Genomic DNA, 18431 nt, shown 5'->3' on the forward strand with positions numbered 1-18431 from the left:
TTGGATGAACTTTAATCTTACGCAAATTCCGGAACGCAACAAGAAGCCCCGTACGCATGGTATTACAATGGTGATGGATAAGGGGCTGAGTATAGAAGAAGCTAAAAATTTCATGAGTATTGCCGAACCGCATGTAGATGTGGTGAAGCTTGGTTTCGGAACTTCGTTCGTTACCCCCAAACTCAGAGAGAAGCTCGAGGTATATGCATCGTATGATATTCCCGTTTATTTTGGAGGAACCTTGTTTGAAGCATTTCTTATCCGTAATCAATTTGAAGATTATATCAGCGTTTGTAAGGACTACGGCGTTACCTACATGGAAGTAAGTGATGGCTCCATTGAAATACCGCATGCAGAAAAATGCGGTTACATTGAAAAACTAACCAAACACGGTACAGTTTTGAGTGAGGTTGGCAGTAAAGATGCGGCACACATTATCCCACCCTATAAATGGATAGAGTTGATGCGTGCTGAACTGGAAGCAGGTTCAAGCTATGTAATTGCAGAAGCACGTGAAGCCGGTAACGTAGGTATCTATCGTGGTAGCGGTGAGGTGAGGGAAGGCCTGGTGCAGGAGATCTTAACACAGATTCCTGCAGAAAAAATTATCTGGGAAGCTCCGCAAAAAGCACAGCAGTTATATTTTATTGAGTTGATCGGTCATAATGTAAACCTGGGCAATATTGCTCCAACTGAAGTTATTCCGTTAGAGGCAATGCGTATAGGTTTGCGTGGCGATACATTCCACATGTTTCTCGATAAACAAAAAGCATAATGCGGCAATTTGGACTGATCGGTTATCCGTTGAGCCATTCGTTCTCAAAAAAATATTTTACAGAGAAGTTTGCAGCCGAAAATATCAGCGGTTGCAATTACGAACTGTATTCAATCGAATCGATCGATCTGTTGCCTTCTGTACTGAAGCAGGTCGATGGGTTGGAAGGTATGAATGTAACCATTCCGTACAAGGAATCGGTATTGCCTTTTCTGCACGAGCAATCAACAGCAGTGCAGGAAATAGGTGCCTGCAATTGCATCCGCATCCGTAATGGAAAACTCACCGGTTTTAATACAGATGTGGTTGGGTTCCGTCAGTCGATTGAACCATTGTTAAAAAGTCAACATCAAAACGCATTGGTGCTGGGCACAGGTGGTGCAGCCAAAGCGGTGGTTTGGGTATTGAAACAATTAGGTATCAATTACAGTTATGTTTCCCGTACCAAAAGTGAAGGTGTTTTAGGTTACGATGAAATAACAGGAGAGCTGCTGCAGAAATATCCGCTTGTTATTAATACAACCCCTTTGGGCATGCAACCCAATGTGCATGCAAAACCATCATTACCCTACGAATCGGTAACAGCAGATTTTCTTTTTTACGACCTGGTGTACAACCCGGCGAAAACAGCATTTCTTGAAACGGCGGAACAATACGGGGCAACCATTAAGAACGGTGCTGATATGCTGGTAATCCAGGCAGAAGAAAGCTGGCAAATCTGGAACAGTTAAAGATTATTATGGAACTATAGTTATCATTGTGATTGATACATGATGCGCAGAACATTTTTTCTTTTCATTTTGCTTGCAGTTACATCCGTAACTGTTTTTGCACAGGCCGATAAAGCGGATGAATATCTGCAGGCAGCCCGTAAACTCCGTAAGGAAGGAAAATGTACCGAAGCGCTTCCTTTATTTAAAAAAGCAATTGAAACAAAGCCAACGCTTGCAGCTGCACATTACGAGCTGGGCTGGTGCTACAACGAAATGCAGCAATACGAACAGGCATTACCTGTTCTTGAAACAGCATTAAAACTCGATCCTGCAAACTTCCGCATCATTTACGAATCGGGTTTTGCACAATACAAATTGGGAAAAACAGAAGTGGCTTTGCAGAATTTCAATCGGGTTTTGCAAATGAATGGTTCGTTTACCAAAGCATATATTGCAAGAGGTGATTTGTATAAGGATGTGCAGAAAAATACAAATGCTGCATTAACTGATTTTCTTAAAGCTTTTTCAATCGACAGTACAGAAAAAAAACTGCATTACCGTATCGGCTGGTGCTATAACGATCTCGGTAAATACAATGAAGCATTGCCTTATCTGCAAAAAGCCATCAGCTTCGAAGAGCAGAATTATCTTTCGCACAGTGAACTTGGATTTACACTTTTTTCGCTGAACCGATACGACGAAGCTATTGTTTGCTTACAAAAGGCAAACAGCTTAAAAGCCGGTTTTGAAACCACTGTTTATTACCTGGGTTTATGTTTTGTAAAAAAGCAAAAGAAACAGGAAGCGGTGCAAAAGTACAATGAGCTTGTACAGCTAAACAGCAACTATGCTCCCGAACTCTTAAAGGGAATCAAAGAAATGAACTAATTATCGCCGGATAAGTTTGCTTTTACTTCTGCAGGTACAGCGGCAATCTTCTTCACATCGTAGTTGTAACAGATCATCCCGGTTTTTGCAAGTGCAGCAACAATGCTTTCTTTGTTGCGTAAACGGTAAAACAGATCGAACCCAACAGACGAAAAGTTTACTGCTGCAATTTCAATCGTCAATACATCTCCGTAAAAAATCTCTTTCTTAAACTCAATGCCAACATCACTCATAATTAAACCAACGCCGGCACAATTTAATTCGCTGTAACCGTAGTGGGAGAGAAACTGCATTCTTGCTTCGTGTATTATTGACAGCACTGCGTCGTTACCAACATGGTTGCCATAATTAAGATCAGTAATGCGTATAGGTATTGTTGCTGTAAATGAAACAGCTTCGGGGTAGGCAATTTTAATACGAGACATGAAGGCTGTGCTTGTTTATTGTTGTTCGGTGCTGTTTACCAATTCGCTTAAATCAATATCACCTGCCGATGCAGAAATAGCTGCTGCAAAGGCCATCTTCTCCCGCCATTTTTTTATCTGCTCATTGCATTCTTTCGATTGCAGCGCAGTAGCAGCATCTACCTGTGTGCTGCCATTGGAAACAGCGCATTTAAGATTGTTGATTTTTTTCGATACACGAACCAGTTCTCCATTATCATTCAATACCATGTAATACTGGTTTTCGGAAAAACCGGTAGTGCTTGCAGCGGCATCAGTTGTTTTATGATGAATGCCTTGGTAAGCCACCGTATTCTGCAGGTTATGATCGGGAACTTCAACATAAGCAACAGCATCTTTCAACGACGATTTCTGCCTGATGCGTTCTTTTATAGCTGCACGACGTACCACTTCTGTATCAGCCGTTTCTTCATCGGTTGCAGCAATCATATTTGAATCGCTGTTAGAAGAATCGGTGGTAGCAGCAGCTGCATTTTTAACTGCCGCATCAGTTACAACAGCAATACTTTCTTTTTCTGTTGAATTGCTGTTAAGCATACGATAACCACCAAACGCAATAACACCTGTAATAACAGCTGCAACAGCTATGCGTAAGATCTTTGTATTGTTGTTGATGGAAATAACTTTAGCAGGTTCGTTTTCCTGCAACTGCTGTTCAATAGCATTCCAGTTAGAAACAGGTGGTGTAACTTCTGCCTGTTGCAATGCTTCTGCTATTTCTGTATCGAATGAATCTGCTGAGAGTTCTGCTTCAATCGCATTCCAGATAAATGGCGGAACAGTTTCTTCTGTTGATAGTAATTTCTGTTGAAGTGTAAGATCATTTAACGCAGGTTCAATCTGCAACCATGCATCTGCCGGTGCTTCCGTTTCCATTGCCAGCAGTTGATTGCGCAATGGCTCGTCTGCATCCTGTTCGTCGAGCGTAACAGCAATCTTCTCCCACACGCTTTGTGGTGGTGGGACTTCTGCATTAAGAAGCGTTTGTTGAAGATTGGAATCGTTCATATTCTTTAAATCGATCAGCGTTTAATTTTTTCCTGTAAGATCATTCTTGCTCTTGCCAGTTGCGATTTGCTGGTGCCTTCGCTGATGCCGAGCATATCGCCGATTTCTTTATGACTGTAACCTTCTACCACGTACAGGTTAAAGACAGCTCTGTAACCCGGCGAAAGGTCCCTGATTATTTTCATCAGATCTTTTTCATTGATGTTTTCAATGGCCGATACAGATTTCAGTTCAATGCTTTCTTCTTTTTCGGTTAACGACAGATCGTTTTTCTTTTTGCGGATCTGCTCAATGGCTGTGTTTACGAAAATGCGGCGAACCCATCCTTCAAACGAGCCTTCTCCCCGGAAACGTTCCAGGTTTTTATACACTTTAATAAAGCCATCCTGCAAAATGTCCTGTGCGTCGTCGGCATTGCTCATATACCGCAGGCATACGGCATACATTTTTCCGGCGTACTTATCGTATAGCGCTTTCTGCATACGTCGGTCGCCTTGAATGCATCCCTGTATTAAGTCGGCATCTGTGAACGTTTGGTTGCTTTGCATGCTTAATTCTCTTTGATTATTGCTGAAGGAACTGGATCATTTTGTCTAACCCTTTTTTACGGTGGCTGTATTGGTTCTTTTCAGCCATCGTCATTTCGGCAAAAGACCGGTTACTTCCGTCGGGTAAAAATACAGGGTCGTAGCCAAATCCACCTGTTCCTGTTCTGTTTTCTAAAATCGTGCCGTTGCAGATGCCTTCAAACTGGTACAGTTTACCATTTCGTATAAGCGAAAAAACGGTACGGAAGCGAGCCCGGCGGTTGGCTTTACCTTCAAGATTCGTAAGCAACTTTTCAATATTAGCATCAAAATCTCTTCCTTCGCCGGCATAACGAGCCGATTTTACACTCGGCTCTCCATTTAATGTTTCTACCTCAAGCCCTGTATCTTCTGCAAAACAATCTTGTTGAAGACGATTGTATAAAAAATCTGCTTTGTGCTTTGAGTTCTCCTCCAACGTGTCGAATGGCTCGGGAATATCTTCGGTAATACCTGCATCCTTCATAATAAGTATGCGGAAACCTGCGGGAAGGGCGGCTTCAATTTCTTCGGCTTTGTGCCTGTTGCCGCTGGCGAAAATAAGTTGTTGCATAGTGGCTTAAAGACCGAGCATTTGTTTTAATGCTAGCCAGAGTTTTGATTTTTTGGTTTTATCTGTACGAATTGCTTCCAGCGATTCGGTATAACAGAGTTGATAGTTTTGTTGCTGCAGCACTTTATAATCGGCGGTTTGAATAGGCAAGGCATCAATTTGTACGGCTGCTGCAATAACGTACCTGGGTTGCAATTGCTGCACTAACTGTTCAAAAGAAGAACGATTAGCGACTACATTTACAAGTGCAATATCTTCCATATTCATTTTACAGGCATTGAGTACATCGCTTAAAAACTGGAAGTCAGCATCATCGAGGTAAGGGTAGTGGTGTTCTTCCACCAGCCAGATAAAGTTTTTTTTGTTTTTGCCTGTAAATCCAGGTGTGGTGGCTGTTTGCACATCTGCAACCGGTTGCTCTGTTACAGGAGCTTTTAAGGGAGTAGAATCTTTTTGAATGTCGTTTTCAAGAACAACAAGTTGTTTACCATACAATTCGGCTAATTGATCGCCTGTAAGTTGAATTTGTTGAAAAGACATAGTTCGTTTGCAGCAGAACCGTTGTTTATTTTTTTCGTTTCTTTGCGCAACAAAAATAAAGAGTTATGGTTGGCGCACTGGATATTTCAATAACAAAATCTGAAACAAGTAAACTCGGCACGCTTGATCTGGCAAATATTCCTTTTGGAAAATATTTTACCGATCATATGCTGGTTGCCGATTATGAAAACGGAGAGTGGAAGAATGTGGAGATCAAGCCTTATCAGCCCATTACAATTTCACCTGCCAATGCTGCTATGCATTATGGTCAAAGCATTTTCGAAGGCATCAAAGCTTACCGTCATGAAAACGGTGAAGCATATATTTTCCGTCCGTTCGATAACTTCAACCGCTTCAATAAATCTGCAGACCGTATGCAGATGCCTGCAGTACCCGAAGAAATTTTTATTGAAGGCATGCGTAAGTTGATTGAGCTGGATAAAGAATGGATTCCTGCCAAAAAAGATCATTCGTTGTATATCCGTCCGTTCATGTTTGCGAACGATGATGTAATTGGTGTAAAGCCGAGTGATAAATATAAGTTCATGATCATTCTTTGTCCAACAGGTCCTTATTACGCTGTACCGATGAAGATCTATGTAGAAGAACATTTTGTTCGTGCAGTGCCTGGTGGTGTTGGTTTTGCAAAAGCTGCCGGTAACTATGGTTCTTCCATGTATCCTACAAACGAAGCAAAGAAAAAAGGTTACGACCAGGTGTTGTGGACTGATGCTGTAGAGCATAAATACCTGCAGGAGTTTGGTATGATGAATGGATTTGTGATTATTGGCAATACTGCTATTACTCCAAATCTGGATGAAGGAACCATCCTCGCCGGTGTTACGAGAGATACGGTGATTACTATTTTGAAAGATTTAGGTTTAACTGTTGAAGAAAGGCCGATCAGTATTCATGAAGTGGTGGAAGCATACCAGAACGGTACATTGAAAGAAGTGTTTGGTACAGGTACCGCAGCAACTATTTCCATGATCAAAGAATTATGTTACAAAGACAATGTAATGACCTTTGATACAGATAGCTGGACTATTTCTCCCGAAGTGAAGAAGCGCTTAACCGATATTCGTGAAGGAAGAGCAGCTGATACACACGAGTGGTTGTATAAAGTATAAAAATCATTTTAATAGAAACAAAAGAGCGGCTTTGAAAAGAGCCGCTCTTTTTATTTTGGCTTTTTATTATTTTACATTTTCAGTAACAAACAGTATAGCATTTGTGGTTGATCGGTAGACACAACGAGGGCTGGCAGCGGTGTAAAGTTGAACAGTACATAGGTGCGGGCAGTAGAACATTAACAATGGCAAAGTCATATGCAAATTGAAGAATAAAATCCAATAGCTTTGATTTATTGACTTAAATATGAATAATTACTTACATGCAACGTCCTCCCAAACTGTGTAATAAAATTGCAACTAATTGCAAGGAGAGACGTTGCTGGGAAGGAAAGTATTTTACATTTTCAGCAACCAACAGTATTGGATGTGTGGTTGGTCGTGTGATACAAATGACCAGCAAATGAATGTTAGCAATGGAACACCAACAAAGGCAAACTTTGCGTATTGAATAACGAGATACATCACGACCATTAGCCATTTTTAAGATATGCCTGAAGTATTTAAGTTGCCAAGAGTGATTAAAAAATTATTGTACTCGTGTTTTTCAATTATTAGGCGTATTAACGCTTGAACATATAAATTGTAAACATCAATAGTAGTGGTTTTTGCCTCAATTTGACCAATCTTTAAAACATCAACAGATTTAAATGATCCTCTATCTTCAAACAGAACAGACTCTTTAGTTTTATCATAATCTTTAAAAAAAGTAGTCAATAAGAAAGTTTCTCGATCTAAATCCATTAAATTTTCAACAGAATTAATAGTATCTGTGAACCAGCTAATAGATTTTGAATCTAATAGTAATCTATTTAAACTATCTCGTGACAAAATCCTCGCATTATTTATTATTGCAGAGCCGTAAAAATTCTTTTCAAATGAATAAATGAAATCTTGGGTTATCGCATACCTCAACTCAATCGAATTCACAATGTAATGTAGTTTTTTTAGGAAATCATTTACGTTTCCACCAGCACTATACCTTTTTACATTGGCTTGAAAATACAATGCAAACACAAGTGCTTGTAATGGGTTGTCAAATATTTGAAACCCACCATCCCCTGTGCTAATGAAATTATCTTTAAAATCATTAATTTTTTTACCATAGCTATTGAAAAGAAAATTTTCATGCTTAATAACATTAGCAGCGGTTATCTTATATAGTTTTTCAAAAATAACAGGTACATAAACTTGTTCTGTTAATGGGTATTGACTGTATTTGTATATATCAATTCCTAACACAGTTTTTTCATGAATGTATTCATTAGGAAGATTTCTGATAATGTCTATATTATCGATAGCTTTAATTAATTCCTCAGGATTAAATGTTTTCATATTGTTCATTGTTGTCGAAAGCGAATGTTTCTGCTATTATACGTAACATCGCTCAAATCGCAAAGTCACCAAATCAATTTCTTCGTGGCAACGTCTCTTTGCCGATGTTGGTATTGCCGTCAAATTAAAAGTACCACAGCCGTTGTTGCGTGTTTTTCACCAACAACGAATTCAAGGGCTATGTAAGTTACCTGAAGAGTAACTATTATTCATCGGCCAGGTATTACGAAACGTAGGTGGATGATTTTGGCTTTCTTACACATTGGCGGGAATAGCGATGACTTTTATTCCCAGCAACGTCTCCCAATAGATGCACCGATTGTTTGTATTATGAACGTGGGACGTTGCGTACTACGAAGAAGAAGTTTATTTTTCTCAGCAACGTCTCCCAATAAAAGCAGCCGATTGTTTGTACTATGATAGTGGGGACGTTGCGTACAATCATCAATATAAAACTCTTCTCTGTGCTTTTCAGCGTAGTATAAATGTAAACGCTACAACAAAAGAAAGACGACCATTTGGTCGCCTTTTCTTTTTTATCTGATCAATGTAATCGTTCCCTGTAACCTAAACACGGCTCCATCACCACAAATAACATCGGTGATATAGGTATAAACACCGGAACCCTGTTCATAGCCATTGATGGTTCCATCCCAACCAACAGCAGGATTATTGCCTTGTATATTTTCTCTTGTATAAACTGGTTTACCCCAGCGATCGTACACAATAATGCGTCTTATCTTATCTACTCCATCACCCATTACAAAAAAGCGATCGTTTCGTCCATCGTTATTTGGTGTAAACGAATTTGGAATATAAATGCGGCCTGCCAGGCAACCAACCAATACAGTTACACTATCTGTTGCTTTACATCCTGCAATATTTCTTACTTCAACAGCATAAGTAGTATTGTTTTTGGGCGATGCCACAGGGTTGGCACAAGTGGTACAACTTAAAGTATTTGATGGCGGCCATGTGTAAGCTGTTACATCGGGTGAGCCAATTGCAAGCAGTTGTGCCGATGTGCCTCCCATAATAACCGTATCGTTGCCTGCATTAACCGTTGGATAATTGTAAACATATACCGTTACTGTTTTTGTATCGGTAAAGCAATTATCGGTATCGGCTCCTGTAACTGTGTAGGTAGTGGTTGTTGTTGGTGTTGCTAACGGATTCGCTGCTGTTGTACTGCTCAGTCCTGCAGGTGGAGTCCATGTATAAAGTTCTGCCCCTGCAGCAGTAAGTCGTAAGCTTTCGCCTACACACAAAGTATCGCCTGAACTTATACTCATTGTAAAAGGTTTGCGAACACGAACTACAACCGAGTCGCTGTTGCGGCAACCTTGTGCAGACGATCCTGTAACATAATAAACAATATTGTTTGTTGCTGTTGACACAGGATTGGTACAGTTGGTGCAACTTAAATCAGTTCCGGGGCTCCATAAATAAGTTGATGCTCCTGATGGATTTAATACAAAGCTGCTGCCAAGACAAATAGTGGTGTCTCTGCCTGCATCGATGGTTGGTGTTTGATTAACCGTTACTGTAGTTAAGGTACTGTCGGTACAACCACTGCTGTTTTTGGTAATTAACCAGGCAGGGTATGTTCCTGCTGTTGTGATGGAGAAATTCGACAGATTTTGTGTGTTGATGATTTTGTTATCGATCTTCCACGTCCAGCTGATTGCGGAAGTATCGGGGTTCGCCAAACTTCCATTTAGATTTACCAACGCCGGACTGCAATACGTAGTTGTGCCGCTAATTATCGGTTGCGGTGTTGATACAACTTTTATCAGCTGAGGTTTGGTTATGGTATTGGAACAACCATTTACCGTATTAATGGTAAGTGTAACATCATAATAACCGGTAGCCGAATAGGCGTGTGATGGGTTGCGTAGGTTGCTTGTAGTACCATCGCCAAAATTCCAGAAATAGCTGCTTACAATATCAGCTGTTACAGATGAATCTCTGAACTGCACAGTACCGTTATCGCAAAGCACTGTTCTGTCGAAACTGAAATCGGGTTTCGAACCAAATATTTTAATGGTATCAATACCAATGAGCGGAGTAAGGCAACCTTGTGTATCCTGTAAGATGACTTTCGGAACATAAAATCCCGGATACTGATAATTAAAGCCGATAATTGAATCGGGTGTGAACAATGTATTACCATCACCAAAATCCCAGAGGTATTTTACGTTGTTGTTAGCTGTTACAGCAAAGTTTACCTGCATTGGAAAACAACCGGAGATAGGGGTGTATGTAAGCGTACCAACAGTATTTGACAACACTCGAATACGCATTTGTTTTCTGTCTGTACAACCACCTGCTGATGTTACAGTTAATGTAACAATATAATCGTTCGGTATTGCATAGGAGTAAGATGGGTTAACAGCTGTTGATGTATTACCATCGCCAAAATCCCACAATACTGTTTTATAAAATGTAGATGTGTTTGTGAACTGTACCTGCAAAGGGGGACAGATTGTGAACGTATCGCTGGCAATAAAATCGGCTTTAGGAACATCAACAGTTATGTAATTTGTTTTTACAATTGAATCGATACAGCCAATTGCTTCACGTCCGATGAGCTTTACGGTGTACTTGCCTGTTGCAGTATAACTATGTGTTGGGTTAACTGCTGTTGAAATAGTACCATCACCAAAATCCCATGTATAAGTCAGGTTACTGCCCGATGATGTGTTGATGAATTGAACAGAGCCGTTGGGACATGATAATGTATCAACAGCATAGAAATTGATCTTTGATTCAAAAATATCAAGTATGGTTCCTCCCAAAGTACTGTCAACACAACCATAAGAATCAGTTACGATCAATTTCGGAAAATAAGTTGATGCAGCAGTGTAAGTATGTTGTATTGGCGAAGTGGGGCTTGTTAATGTATTACCATCGCCAAATTGCCAGTTATAACTTGTAATGGGATGTATGCCGTCTGTAATAGTTGTACTTGTAAATGTAACAGCCTGTCCTACGCATTGCGGATTAGGCAAGGCCGTAAACGATGGAGCAGGACCGTATACATTCAGCACTTTTGTAGTGCTGTCTTTACATCCGTTAATGTCTGTAACAACAAGCTTCACAGTATAGTTTCCTGTTGCTGTATAAGCGTAGCTGAACGATGCAGTTGTTCTCGTTGAACCATCACCTAAATCCCAAAACCAAGCAGATACATTGGCTGGATTAATATTGCCTGCCGAAAAATTAAATGATTGTAAACGGCATTTTGCATTCTGATCGGTAGTGATAGTGGGGGATAGATTATAGAAGTTTACGGCCTGACTGATTGAATTTGTACAGCTGCCGTTTGTAACAGTAAGTGTGGCTGTATATACACCCGGCGCTGCATAAGTATGTGTTGGATTACTTGCAGTAGAAGTATTCCCGTCGCCAAAATTCCACAAATAAGTTACAGCGCCATCCGAATTGTCTACAAAGGAAACGGTAGAAGTACTGTTACAGTTATAATTCAATGTAAAGTTTGCAATTGGCGGCAGTATGTTGATGTAGTTTGTTTTGGTAATGGTATCACGACATCCGTTTTTAATTGAAATAAGCCTTACAGTCATAGGCCCTGCTTTTGTATACGAGTACGATGGGTTCTGCATTGTGCTTGTACCGTTATCGCCAAAGTCCCAACTCCATTGATCGGGCGATCCGGTACTCATATCGGTGAACACAACCGGTTGTCCGGCGCAACTGCTTAATGGGGCGGCAGAAAAGTTTGCTGTTGGTTTGGTACCTGTTTTAACACCGTTAACATAGCTGATTGTTTCTGTACAGCCCGAACTTGTTGTAACTGTAAGCCGAACAGTATAACTGCCTTGGTTTGGATAAAGATGGCTGGGGAATTGTTGTGTTGATGTTCCTCCATCACCAAAGTCCCAAAGCCATGATACAACTGAATCAATAGAAGTAACAATGGGTGTTGGTGTAAAGGTATAAGGGTAACATCCTCCTCCCGGCATATTCGCTATATCAACCACTGTTTTTTTAATGCGGATGAAATCTGTTTTTGTTAAAGAACCGGAACATCCTGCCGATAAAGTAATATTTAAACGAACGGTGTAATTTCCTTCGGCAGTATAGGTATGGCTGGGGTTTTGTAAAGTTGAAGTAGTACCATCGCCAAAATCCCAAAACCATTGTTTTACTCCCGGTGTGTTGTTAGAGAAGTTGACAGTAAAGGGCGCTTTGCACGAAATAGAATCGTTAACAGCAATAGCAGGTACAGGATTGTTAATGATGTTGATTGTTTTTATGGCAGAGTCAACACAGTTGCCATAATTATTTACAAGCTTAACCGTGTATGTTCCTGTTGTGCTGAAAATCTTGATCGGGTTGGCTGCAATTGAAGTAGTACCATCGCCAAAATACCAGGTAACTGAATTGGATACCGGTATCGATTGATTGGTAAACTTTACTGTATCGCCAATACAAACACTGTCTCTGAAGCTGAAGTTGGAGTTGAAATTGCCGATACTCATTTGATTGTTCTTGACAATGGTATCGATACAGCCTTGATCACTTTCAGCAATTAGCCGTACGCTAAAAGTGCCTGCTGTTGTGTAAGTATGAACAGGATTGGTATTGGTAGAATTGCCGCCATCACCGAAGTCCCATTTATAAGAAACAGTACCCGGGCCCGTGGTTAAATTTGTAAACGTAATTGCTTCCGGCGGCTTACAGTTAACAGGCGAGCTGGCACTGAAATCCGCTTTAACCCCTGTTGTTACCCGTATAAACGAAGGTTTTACTAATAAGGAGAAGCAACCGTTGCTGTTTGTTACTTTCAGCGCAACATTGTAATTACCGCTGCTATAATATACATGATACGGGTTTTGTGCGGTGCTGGTTGTACCGTCGCCAAAATCCCATTCCCAGGAAGTAATTGTTCCTCCCGAGGTAGCTACGGAATTATCGGTAAACTGAACCCGAAGCGGAAAGCAGCCAACAGAACTGGTGGAAGTGGAAAAAGCAACCTGCGGAGGTTGCAGTACGTTGATATAGTTTGTTTTTATAAGCGAATCTTTACCTGCAGCATTGGTAATGATCAGTTTTACAGAATAAATTCCCGGAGTAAGATAAGTTGTTGATGGGTTTTGCTGGGTTGAAATGGTTCCATTCCCTAGATCCCAACGCCACCCGGTTGGCCCGCCAGTCGATTCATCAGTAAAACTTACAAGTAGGGGAGCACATCCGCTGGTTGGACTTGCTTTAAAGGCGGCAGACAGCTGGCTCCAGCCCTGGGAAGAAATGGCTACAACCAATAGAAAGAGTAAAAAAAACTTCCTGGTTGTGCCTGTATTTGGCGGTGTTACGTCAGCCCTTAGTTTTGTCATATAGTATTCGGTCTTTTCTGAACGAAAATGTGATATTGGGTGTAAAGCTGTGCTTGAAAACAAAAATAGCTTTCATTTTCAATATTTTATAGGAAATGCCTTATTAAATCTGCCTGGTTTTTCGTTCATAATATTCATAAACGTAAAACCAAGAGGAATAATGTCTTTTAAAAAAGTTTACTTATTTACATTGATGTGAACAGAAAACTGCGAAAGTTTTTTGTAGTTTAAATATGTACACCTACCTTTGCCGTCCGAAAAATAATAAGGTAAGGAATGCCTACAATACAACAATTAGTAAGAAAAGGAAGAGAAATCATCAGGGCAAAAAGTAAATCCCGTGCGTTGGATGCATGCCCGTTCCGCAGAGGTGTTTGTACACGTGTGTACACAACTACACCTAAAAAGCCAAACTCGGCTCTGCGTAAAGTAGCAAAAGTGCGTTTAACCAACAAAGTGGAGGTAATTGCCTACATCCCTGGTGAAGGTCACAACCTGCAAGAGCACTCAATCGTATTGGTGCGTGGCGGTCGTGTTAAGGATCTTCCGGGTGTACGTTACCATATCGTTCGTGGTTCGCTCGATACTGCAGGTGTAAAAGACCGTAAGAAGAGCCGTTCTAAATACGGAACCAAGAAAGAAAAAGCTAAAAAATAATCCTTCGGCTCTTTTAAGAGTCTTAAAATAACAGTACAATGAGGAAGACGAAACCTAAAAAGATAGCGCTGGCACCAGATCCAAAGTTTAACGACACACTGGTAACACGTTTTGTAAATAACCTAATGTGGCAAGGTAAAAAAAGCACTGCTTTTACCATCTTCTACGATGCAATTGATAAGGTTGCAAAAACAACCGGCGAAGACGGTTATGAAGTTTGGAAAAAAGCTGTAGCTAACGTTACTCCTGCTGTAGAAGTACGTAGCCGCCGTATTGGTGGTGCTACTTTCCAGATTCCTTCTGAGGTTCGTGCCGACAGAAAGATCTCCTTAAGCATCAAATGGCTGGTTCGTTACAGCCGTGAGCGTAACGGTCGCAGCATGGCTGATAAGTTAGCTAACGAAATCGTAAGCGCAAGCAAAGGCGAAGGTGGTGCTTTCAAAAAGAAAGAAGACACACACCGTATGGCTGAAGCAAACAAAGCGTTTGCACACTTCAGAGCTTAATTGCATCTGCATTAAAATAAATGAACCCATCAGTTTACTGATGGGTTTTTTATTGAAATAGATTTTACGCTTTACCGCTCAAACCAACGCTTAAATGCCGGTGCTTTTTCCCGGCTTACATCCTGTTCCATTTTTAGCGGAGCTTTTAAGGTAAGGGTGAGTTTTTGGTTTTCGTGTGGCTTGATAGTTTGAATAGCATCGATATGTACAATGCTTTGCCTGTTGGCCCGGTAGAAGTATTTAGGATCGAGCAGTTCTTCAATTTCTTCAAGCGTTACATAATCAAGAATATATTTTTCGCCACTGAACGTATAGAGATAGTTAAGGTTGTCCCTTACAAAACAGGCAATGTCTTTTGTAAGCACAGGAATCCAGTTGTTACGAACGCTCACCACAAATTTTTCTTTATAAAGTGTTGTTGCAGGCAAAGGGTTTTGCAACAGCTTCATTAACTCTTCCATGCTGGATGGAAGTTTTGGTTGTTGCTGCAGCATCGTACGACATTTGTCAATGGCTTTTTGCAGTTCATCCGTGTCAACCGGCTTCAGCAAATAATCAATACCGTTTACTTTAAATGCACGGATGGCATACTCATCATAAGCCGTCGTAAATATCACCGGGCAGTTAAGTTTAAAATGCTCAAACAGTTCAAAGCTTACACCATCGCTCAGCTGAATATCCATAAACAACAGATCGGGTTCTGCATTTTGCATAAACCATTTCCTGGCGGTTTTTAAACTGGTCAATACATCCAGTATCTGAACATCGTCAGCAACAGTACTGATCTTGTACTGAAGTTCTTTGGCAATGAGGTTTTCGTCTTCTATGATAACTGCTTTCATGTTCTGCTATTTAAATCCAGATTACAATAGTGGGATGCTGATGGTGAAAGTGCTGTTTGTTTCTTTTATTTCCACAGGCCGGTTGCTTAAGTACATATAAAGTGATTGCAGGTTGGCCAATCCCTGTTTATTGCTCGTCTCTACAAATTTTTTCTTTTGCAGATTGTTACGTACAACAATGCTATCATCCTCAACAACTATCTCCACTTTTAACGGCGTGTCTTCATCAATTATATTGTGTTTGATGGCGTTCTCAATAAGGTTCTGTAATGTAACGGGAACAATTTTGCGATGATGATATTCTTCCGGAACATGAAACAGCACATCAAATCCTTTTTCGAATCGGATGCGTTGCAGCTTTACGTAATTCTCTGCAAACTTCAATTCATCAATAAGCGATACGGTTTCACTATCCCTGCTTTTTAAAATATAACGATAGGTCTTGCTGAGACTATCAAGAAAACCAGCCGCCGTTTTTTTATCAGCACCCTGTATTAAACTGTTGAGCGAGGTTAACGAGTTAAACAGAAAATGCGGATTCAGTTGCTGCTTTAAACTTTCATACATCACCAGTGCTTTTTCTTTTTCCAGCAACTGTGCTTTGCTTTGCAGGTTATGCAATTGTTCCTGCTGACGGATACGGTACCGATAAAAACCATACAGCAAACCTGCAACTGCTGCTGCGATCAGTAACCAGAACCAGGTGGCTTTGTAAAACACAGTATCTACTTTTATCAGAATACTTTTCTCTTCCGTATTCCAGTTGTTGGCGTTAATGGTCGATTTAAAACGGAATGTATAACTGCCTCCGGGAACATTGGTATAAACTGCTTTGGGGTCCTGCGTGTAATGCCACTCCTTTTCCAATCCATCCAGTTTGTAGGCATACCATGCCTGGCCGGGATTATCATAATTCAGAGATTCAAGTTCAAGCGTAAAAAAGTTTTCGTTTGAATGAAAGTGCAGGCTTTTACATTCAGCAAAATTCTGTGTTGTGTGAAATGGTTTGCCGAATACTTCTACCGATGCCACATAAGTTTGTGCTGCTTTTTTTCCTTCGGTATAATTCAACGGATCAAAAAAGATATAACCTTTTACCGAAGGAAAAACCATGCGACCATCTCTTGTAACATGTGCAGGATGCTCCGGAAATTCCATCGCAGGCAACCCAAACGATTCATCAAAATAAGAGAAGAACTTACGGCTGCTGTCGAACATCATCAATCCTGCTGAGCTGCTTAACCATAGGCGATCTCTTGCATCAACCGCTATACCCATTACAAGATTTGAACGAAGACCATCTTTTGCCGTAAACCAATACTCCTGTTTTTGTTGCAGATCAATTCCACGCAAACCATGAAAGCTGCTGATCCAGATGACTCCCTTTTTATCTTCCTTAATATCAATCGTAAGATTAGCATTTGAATTCTTTTCTTCTTTCTTACCAAAGATCCATTCACGAGTTGTTTGCTGTTGCGGATCGTACATAGCCACACCCTCGCCACCAAACCCGATCCACAACCTTTGTTTACTGTCTTCAAATACAGTGCGAATGCTGTAGCCTTTGTATTTTTTTAAAACAGGATGTGTTGCAATGCTGTGGATCTTTTTATCGGCAACTGCATAATAATACAAGCCATCGTTCTGATTTGTACCAAACCATACGTTACCGCTTTTGTCTTTATTAATGTTTAAATAAAATCCCTGCGGTAATGAGTCTTTGCTTGTTAAGAATTCCATTTTACCGGTGATCCTGTTGTACCGATTGACACCTTTACCCGTTGCGATCCATACCACATCACTATCTGCAAGAACAGCACGAACAGAATTATAATACAGTTGATCGGGCTTACCGGTTTCGTTACGCCAAACTTTATATTTTTTTGTAGATGTGTTGTATTGTGAAATACCATCGCCTGTAGTAAACCAATAGTTTCCATCGTCATCTTCAGAAAAACCTCTTGCCAGCAAATTGGCATCTGCATTCGGAAAAGGATATACAACAGAGAACAATGTTTGCGATGGATTAAAATAATCAACACCACCCAGCATACTGATCCAGATATTACCATCGGGTGCTTTGTAAATAGTGCGGAGAATATTTACTGCAATGCTACCGGGCACAAAAGGTTGGTGTTGATGAAACCGCAGTTCACCTGAAACAATATTGTACTGGATCAATCCTTTTAATGAAGTAACGATCCACACATTGTGATTGGCATCGGCAACAAAATTCAAAAAGCTCATCTGCACTTTCAGTTCCCTGATGGAAGGCAGCTGATCGATCGCCACAACTGTATCTGTTGACGGCGTAACTTTCAGCAGTTTAAAATTGAACACATTGCTGAGCCAAATATCTCCACGCTCATCCATCATGACCCTGTCTGCACCCAAACCAGCAAAAACAGGAACAGTATGAAAGGTTGCCTGCCTGCTTTCAAGATCATACAAAATATAGCCACCATAACTGCCCATTAGTAACTGCTTGCCTTTTTTGTAAAGGCTGAGTGGATAGTGCTGCTTAAATAGTTCTTTGTTGTTAGCTGCTGTAAAAGGAGAAAGTTTTTTTTCGGTTGTGCTGTACACAAACGCTCCTTTGGCAGTAAGCAGAAGCAATTGTGTTTTACCTATTTCCGTAATGCTGTTGATGCGAAGTTTTTTTGTTGATTGCTGCAACTGAAAATGATCCGCAGCATAATTGTATTCAACAAGCCCATCATCGTACCCGATCCACAAACGACCTTCGCTGCTGCAAAACATCGCATAGGAAATTCCTCCAGGTGGCGAGGTAGTATCATTTTCTGTATGCAGGAATTTGCGAATGCTGCTGCCGTTATAACGGTTCAATGCGCCGTAAGAAGCAAACCACATATATCCATACTTATCCTGCACAATGGCATTGATGATGCCATCGTTCAATCCATCATTTACGGTAAGATGATGAAAGTTGAATGGCGCTTTTTGTGTACGAGACTGCAAACAACAAAACAAAAGCACAAGAAGAATGATATGCCTGCCATACTGCATGGGTGGAAATTAATAACAAAACCCCGCTGCTCAAAATATGAACAGC

At 40.6% G+C, this 18431-nt stretch carries 15 protein-coding genes; 6 read left to right on the forward strand and 9 right to left on the reverse strand.

The window, feature by feature from the left end; all coding sequences use genetic code 11:
• Positions 1 to 4: 4 nt before the first annotated feature.
• The 3 genes from ESA94_RS15290 to ESA94_RS15300 are packed head-to-tail and all read left to right on the forward strand — an operon-like array spanning position 5 to position 2376.
• Positions 5 to 775 carry a phosphosulfolactate synthase gene (locus ESA94_RS15290; protein ID WP_129131810.1) on the forward strand — a complete coding sequence of 257 codons (771 nt, stop codon included), beginning with the start codon at positions 5 to 7 and terminating at the stop codon, positions 773 to 775.
• Entirely contained in the window at positions 775 to 1506 is a 732-nt protein-coding gene (locus tag ESA94_RS15295; protein WP_129131811.1) for a shikimate dehydrogenase family protein, read from the forward strand. The genes ESA94_RS15290 and ESA94_RS15295 overlap by 1 nt, the downstream gene beginning before the upstream one ends.
• Before the next feature lie 39 nt (positions 1507 to 1545).
• Positions 1546 to 2376 carry a tetratricopeptide repeat protein gene (locus ESA94_RS15300; RefSeq protein ID WP_129131812.1) on the forward strand — a complete coding sequence of 277 codons (831 nt, stop codon included), beginning with the start codon at positions 1546 to 1548 and terminating at the stop codon, positions 2374 to 2376.
• Here ESA94_RS15300 and ESA94_RS15305 read toward each other — a convergent pair.
• From ESA94_RS15305 to ESA94_RS15325, 5 genes are read right to left on the reverse strand one after another with little or no spacing between them, the layout of a single operon-like run.
• Positions 2373 to 2801, reverse strand: coding sequence for a thioesterase family protein (locus tag ESA94_RS15305; RefSeq protein ID WP_129131813.1), 429 nt, complete (start codon positions 2799 to 2801; stop codon positions 2373 to 2375). The genes ESA94_RS15300 and ESA94_RS15305 overlap by 4 nt on opposite strands.
• 15 nt (positions 2802 to 2816) lie before the next feature.
• On the reverse strand, positions 2817 to 3848 hold the full coding sequence (locus ESA94_RS15310; protein ID WP_129131814.1) for a hypothetical protein: 1032 nt from the start codon (positions 3846 to 3848) through the stop codon (positions 2817 to 2819).
• Between the two features lie 14 nt (positions 3849 to 3862).
• On the reverse strand, positions 3863 to 4396 hold the full coding sequence (locus tag ESA94_RS15315) for an RNA polymerase sigma factor (RefSeq protein ID WP_240671069.1): 534 nt from the start codon (positions 4394 to 4396) through the stop codon (positions 3863 to 3865).
• Positions 4397 to 4412: 16 nt separating this feature from the next.
• Complete coding sequence (gene rdgB / locus ESA94_RS15320; RefSeq protein WP_129131815.1) at positions 4413 to 4988, reverse strand: RdgB/HAM1 family non-canonical purine NTP pyrophosphatase; 576 nt, start codon at positions 4986 to 4988, stop codon at positions 4413 to 4415.
• Between the two features lie 6 nt (positions 4989 to 4994).
• Positions 4995 to 5528: a hypothetical protein gene (locus ESA94_RS15325; protein ID WP_129131816.1), complete on the reverse strand. Its 534-nt coding sequence runs from the start codon at positions 5526 to 5528 to the stop codon at positions 4995 to 4997.
• 65 nt (positions 5529 to 5593) lie between these two features.
• On the opposite strand from ESA94_RS15325, the gene ESA94_RS15330 reads away from it, so the two are divergent.
• Entirely contained in the window at positions 5594 to 6658 is a 1065-nt protein-coding gene (locus ESA94_RS15330; protein ID WP_129131817.1) for a branched-chain amino acid aminotransferase, read from the forward strand.
• Positions 6659 to 7141: 483 nt separating this feature from the next.
• Here ESA94_RS15330 and ESA94_RS15335 read toward each other — a convergent pair whose 3' ends face one another.
• Together ESA94_RS15335 and ESA94_RS21785 are read right to left on the reverse strand one after the other, a co-directional pair.
• On the reverse strand, positions 7142 to 7993 hold the full coding sequence (locus ESA94_RS15335; protein ID WP_129131818.1) for a hypothetical protein: 852 nt from the start codon (positions 7991 to 7993) through the stop codon (positions 7142 to 7144).
• Between the two features lie 536 nt (positions 7994 to 8529).
• Positions 8530 to 13353: a PKD domain-containing protein gene (locus ESA94_RS21785; RefSeq protein ID WP_129131819.1), complete on the reverse strand. Its 4824-nt coding sequence runs from the start codon at positions 13351 to 13353 to the stop codon at positions 8530 to 8532.
• A 276-nt stretch (positions 13354 to 13629) separates the two neighbouring features.
• Between ESA94_RS21785 and rpsL the strand changes: the two genes are divergently transcribed.
• The gene (gene rpsL / locus ESA94_RS15345; RefSeq protein WP_129131820.1) at positions 13630 to 14010 is read left to right on the forward strand and encodes a 30S ribosomal protein S12; all 381 of its coding nucleotides are present in this window, start codon (positions 13630 to 13632) and stop codon (positions 14008 to 14010) included.
• Between the two features lie 38 nt (positions 14011 to 14048).
• Entirely contained in the window at positions 14049 to 14516 is a 468-nt protein-coding gene (rpsG, locus tag ESA94_RS15350) for a 30S ribosomal protein S7 (protein WP_129131821.1), read from the forward strand.
• A 71-nt stretch (positions 14517 to 14587) separates the two neighbouring features.
• On the opposite strand, the gene ESA94_RS15355 is transcribed toward rpsG, so the two are convergent.
• Both ESA94_RS15355 and ESA94_RS15360 read right to left on the reverse strand, forming a co-directional pair.
• Positions 14588 to 15358, reverse strand: a complete 771-nt coding sequence (locus tag ESA94_RS15355) for a LytR/AlgR family response regulator transcription factor (protein WP_129131822.1) — start codon at positions 15356 to 15358, stop codon at positions 14588 to 14590.
• 21 nt (positions 15359 to 15379) lie between these two features.
• Complete coding sequence (locus ESA94_RS15360; protein WP_129131823.1) at positions 15380 to 18385, reverse strand: ligand-binding sensor domain-containing protein; 3006 nt, start codon at positions 18383 to 18385, stop codon at positions 15380 to 15382.
• Between the last annotated feature and the right edge of the window lie 46 nt (positions 18386 to 18431).

Source organism: Lacibacter luteus (assembly GCF_004118265.1).
Lineage (GTDB): Bacteria > Bacteroidota > Bacteroidia > Chitinophagales > Chitinophagaceae > Lacibacter > Lacibacter luteus.

Excerpts from the sequence above, each read along its gene's own strand:
- rpsG (WP_129131821.1), top strand. The coding sequence starts at position 14,049 with ATGAGGAAGACGAAACCTAAAAAGATAGCGCTGGCACCAGATCCAAAG.
- ESA94_RS15360 (WP_129131823.1), bottom strand. The coding sequence starts at position 18,385 with ATGCAGTATGGCAGGCATATCATTCTTCTTGTGCTTTTGTTTTGTTGT.
- ESA94_RS15335 (WP_129131818.1), bottom strand. The coding sequence starts at position 7,993 with ATGAAAACATTTAATCCTGAGGAATTAATTAAAGCTATCGATAATATA.
- ESA94_RS15315 (WP_240671069.1), bottom strand. The coding sequence starts at position 4,396 with ATGCAAAGCAACCAAACGTTCACAGATGCCGACTTAATACAGGGATGC.
- ESA94_RS15305 (WP_129131813.1), bottom strand. The coding sequence starts at position 2,801 with ATGTCTCGTATTAAAATTGCCTACCCCGAAGCTGTTTCATTTACAGCA.
- ESA94_RS21785 (WP_129131819.1), bottom strand. The coding sequence starts at position 13,353 with ATGACAAAACTAAGGGCTGACGTAACACCGCCAAATACAGGCACAACC.
- ESA94_RS15355 (WP_129131822.1), bottom strand. The coding sequence starts at position 15,358 with ATGAAAGCAGTTATCATAGAAGACGAAAACCTCATTGCCAAAGAACTT.
- rdgB (WP_129131815.1), bottom strand. The coding sequence starts at position 4,988 with ATGCAACAACTTATTTTCGCCAGCGGCAACAGGCACAAAGCCGAAGAA.
- ESA94_RS15300 (WP_129131812.1), top strand. The coding sequence starts at position 1,546 with ATGATGCGCAGAACATTTTTTCTTTTCATTTTGCTTGCAGTTACATCC.
- ESA94_RS15325 (WP_129131816.1), bottom strand. The coding sequence starts at position 5,528 with ATGTCTTTTCAACAAATTCAACTTACAGGCGATCAATTAGCCGAATTG.
- ESA94_RS15295 (WP_129131811.1), top strand. The coding sequence starts at position 775 with ATGCGGCAATTTGGACTGATCGGTTATCCGTTGAGCCATTCGTTCTCA.
- rpsL (WP_129131820.1), top strand. The coding sequence starts at position 13,630 with ATGCCTACAATACAACAATTAGTAAGAAAAGGAAGAGAAATCATCAGG.
- ESA94_RS15290 (WP_129131810.1), top strand. The coding sequence starts at position 5 with ATGAACTTTAATCTTACGCAAATTCCGGAACGCAACAAGAAGCCCCGT.
- ESA94_RS15310 (WP_129131814.1), bottom strand. The coding sequence starts at position 3,848 with ATGAACGATTCCAATCTTCAACAAACGCTTCTTAATGCAGAAGTCCCA.
- ESA94_RS15330 (WP_129131817.1), top strand. The coding sequence starts at position 5,594 with ATGGTTGGCGCACTGGATATTTCAATAACAAAATCTGAAACAAGTAAA.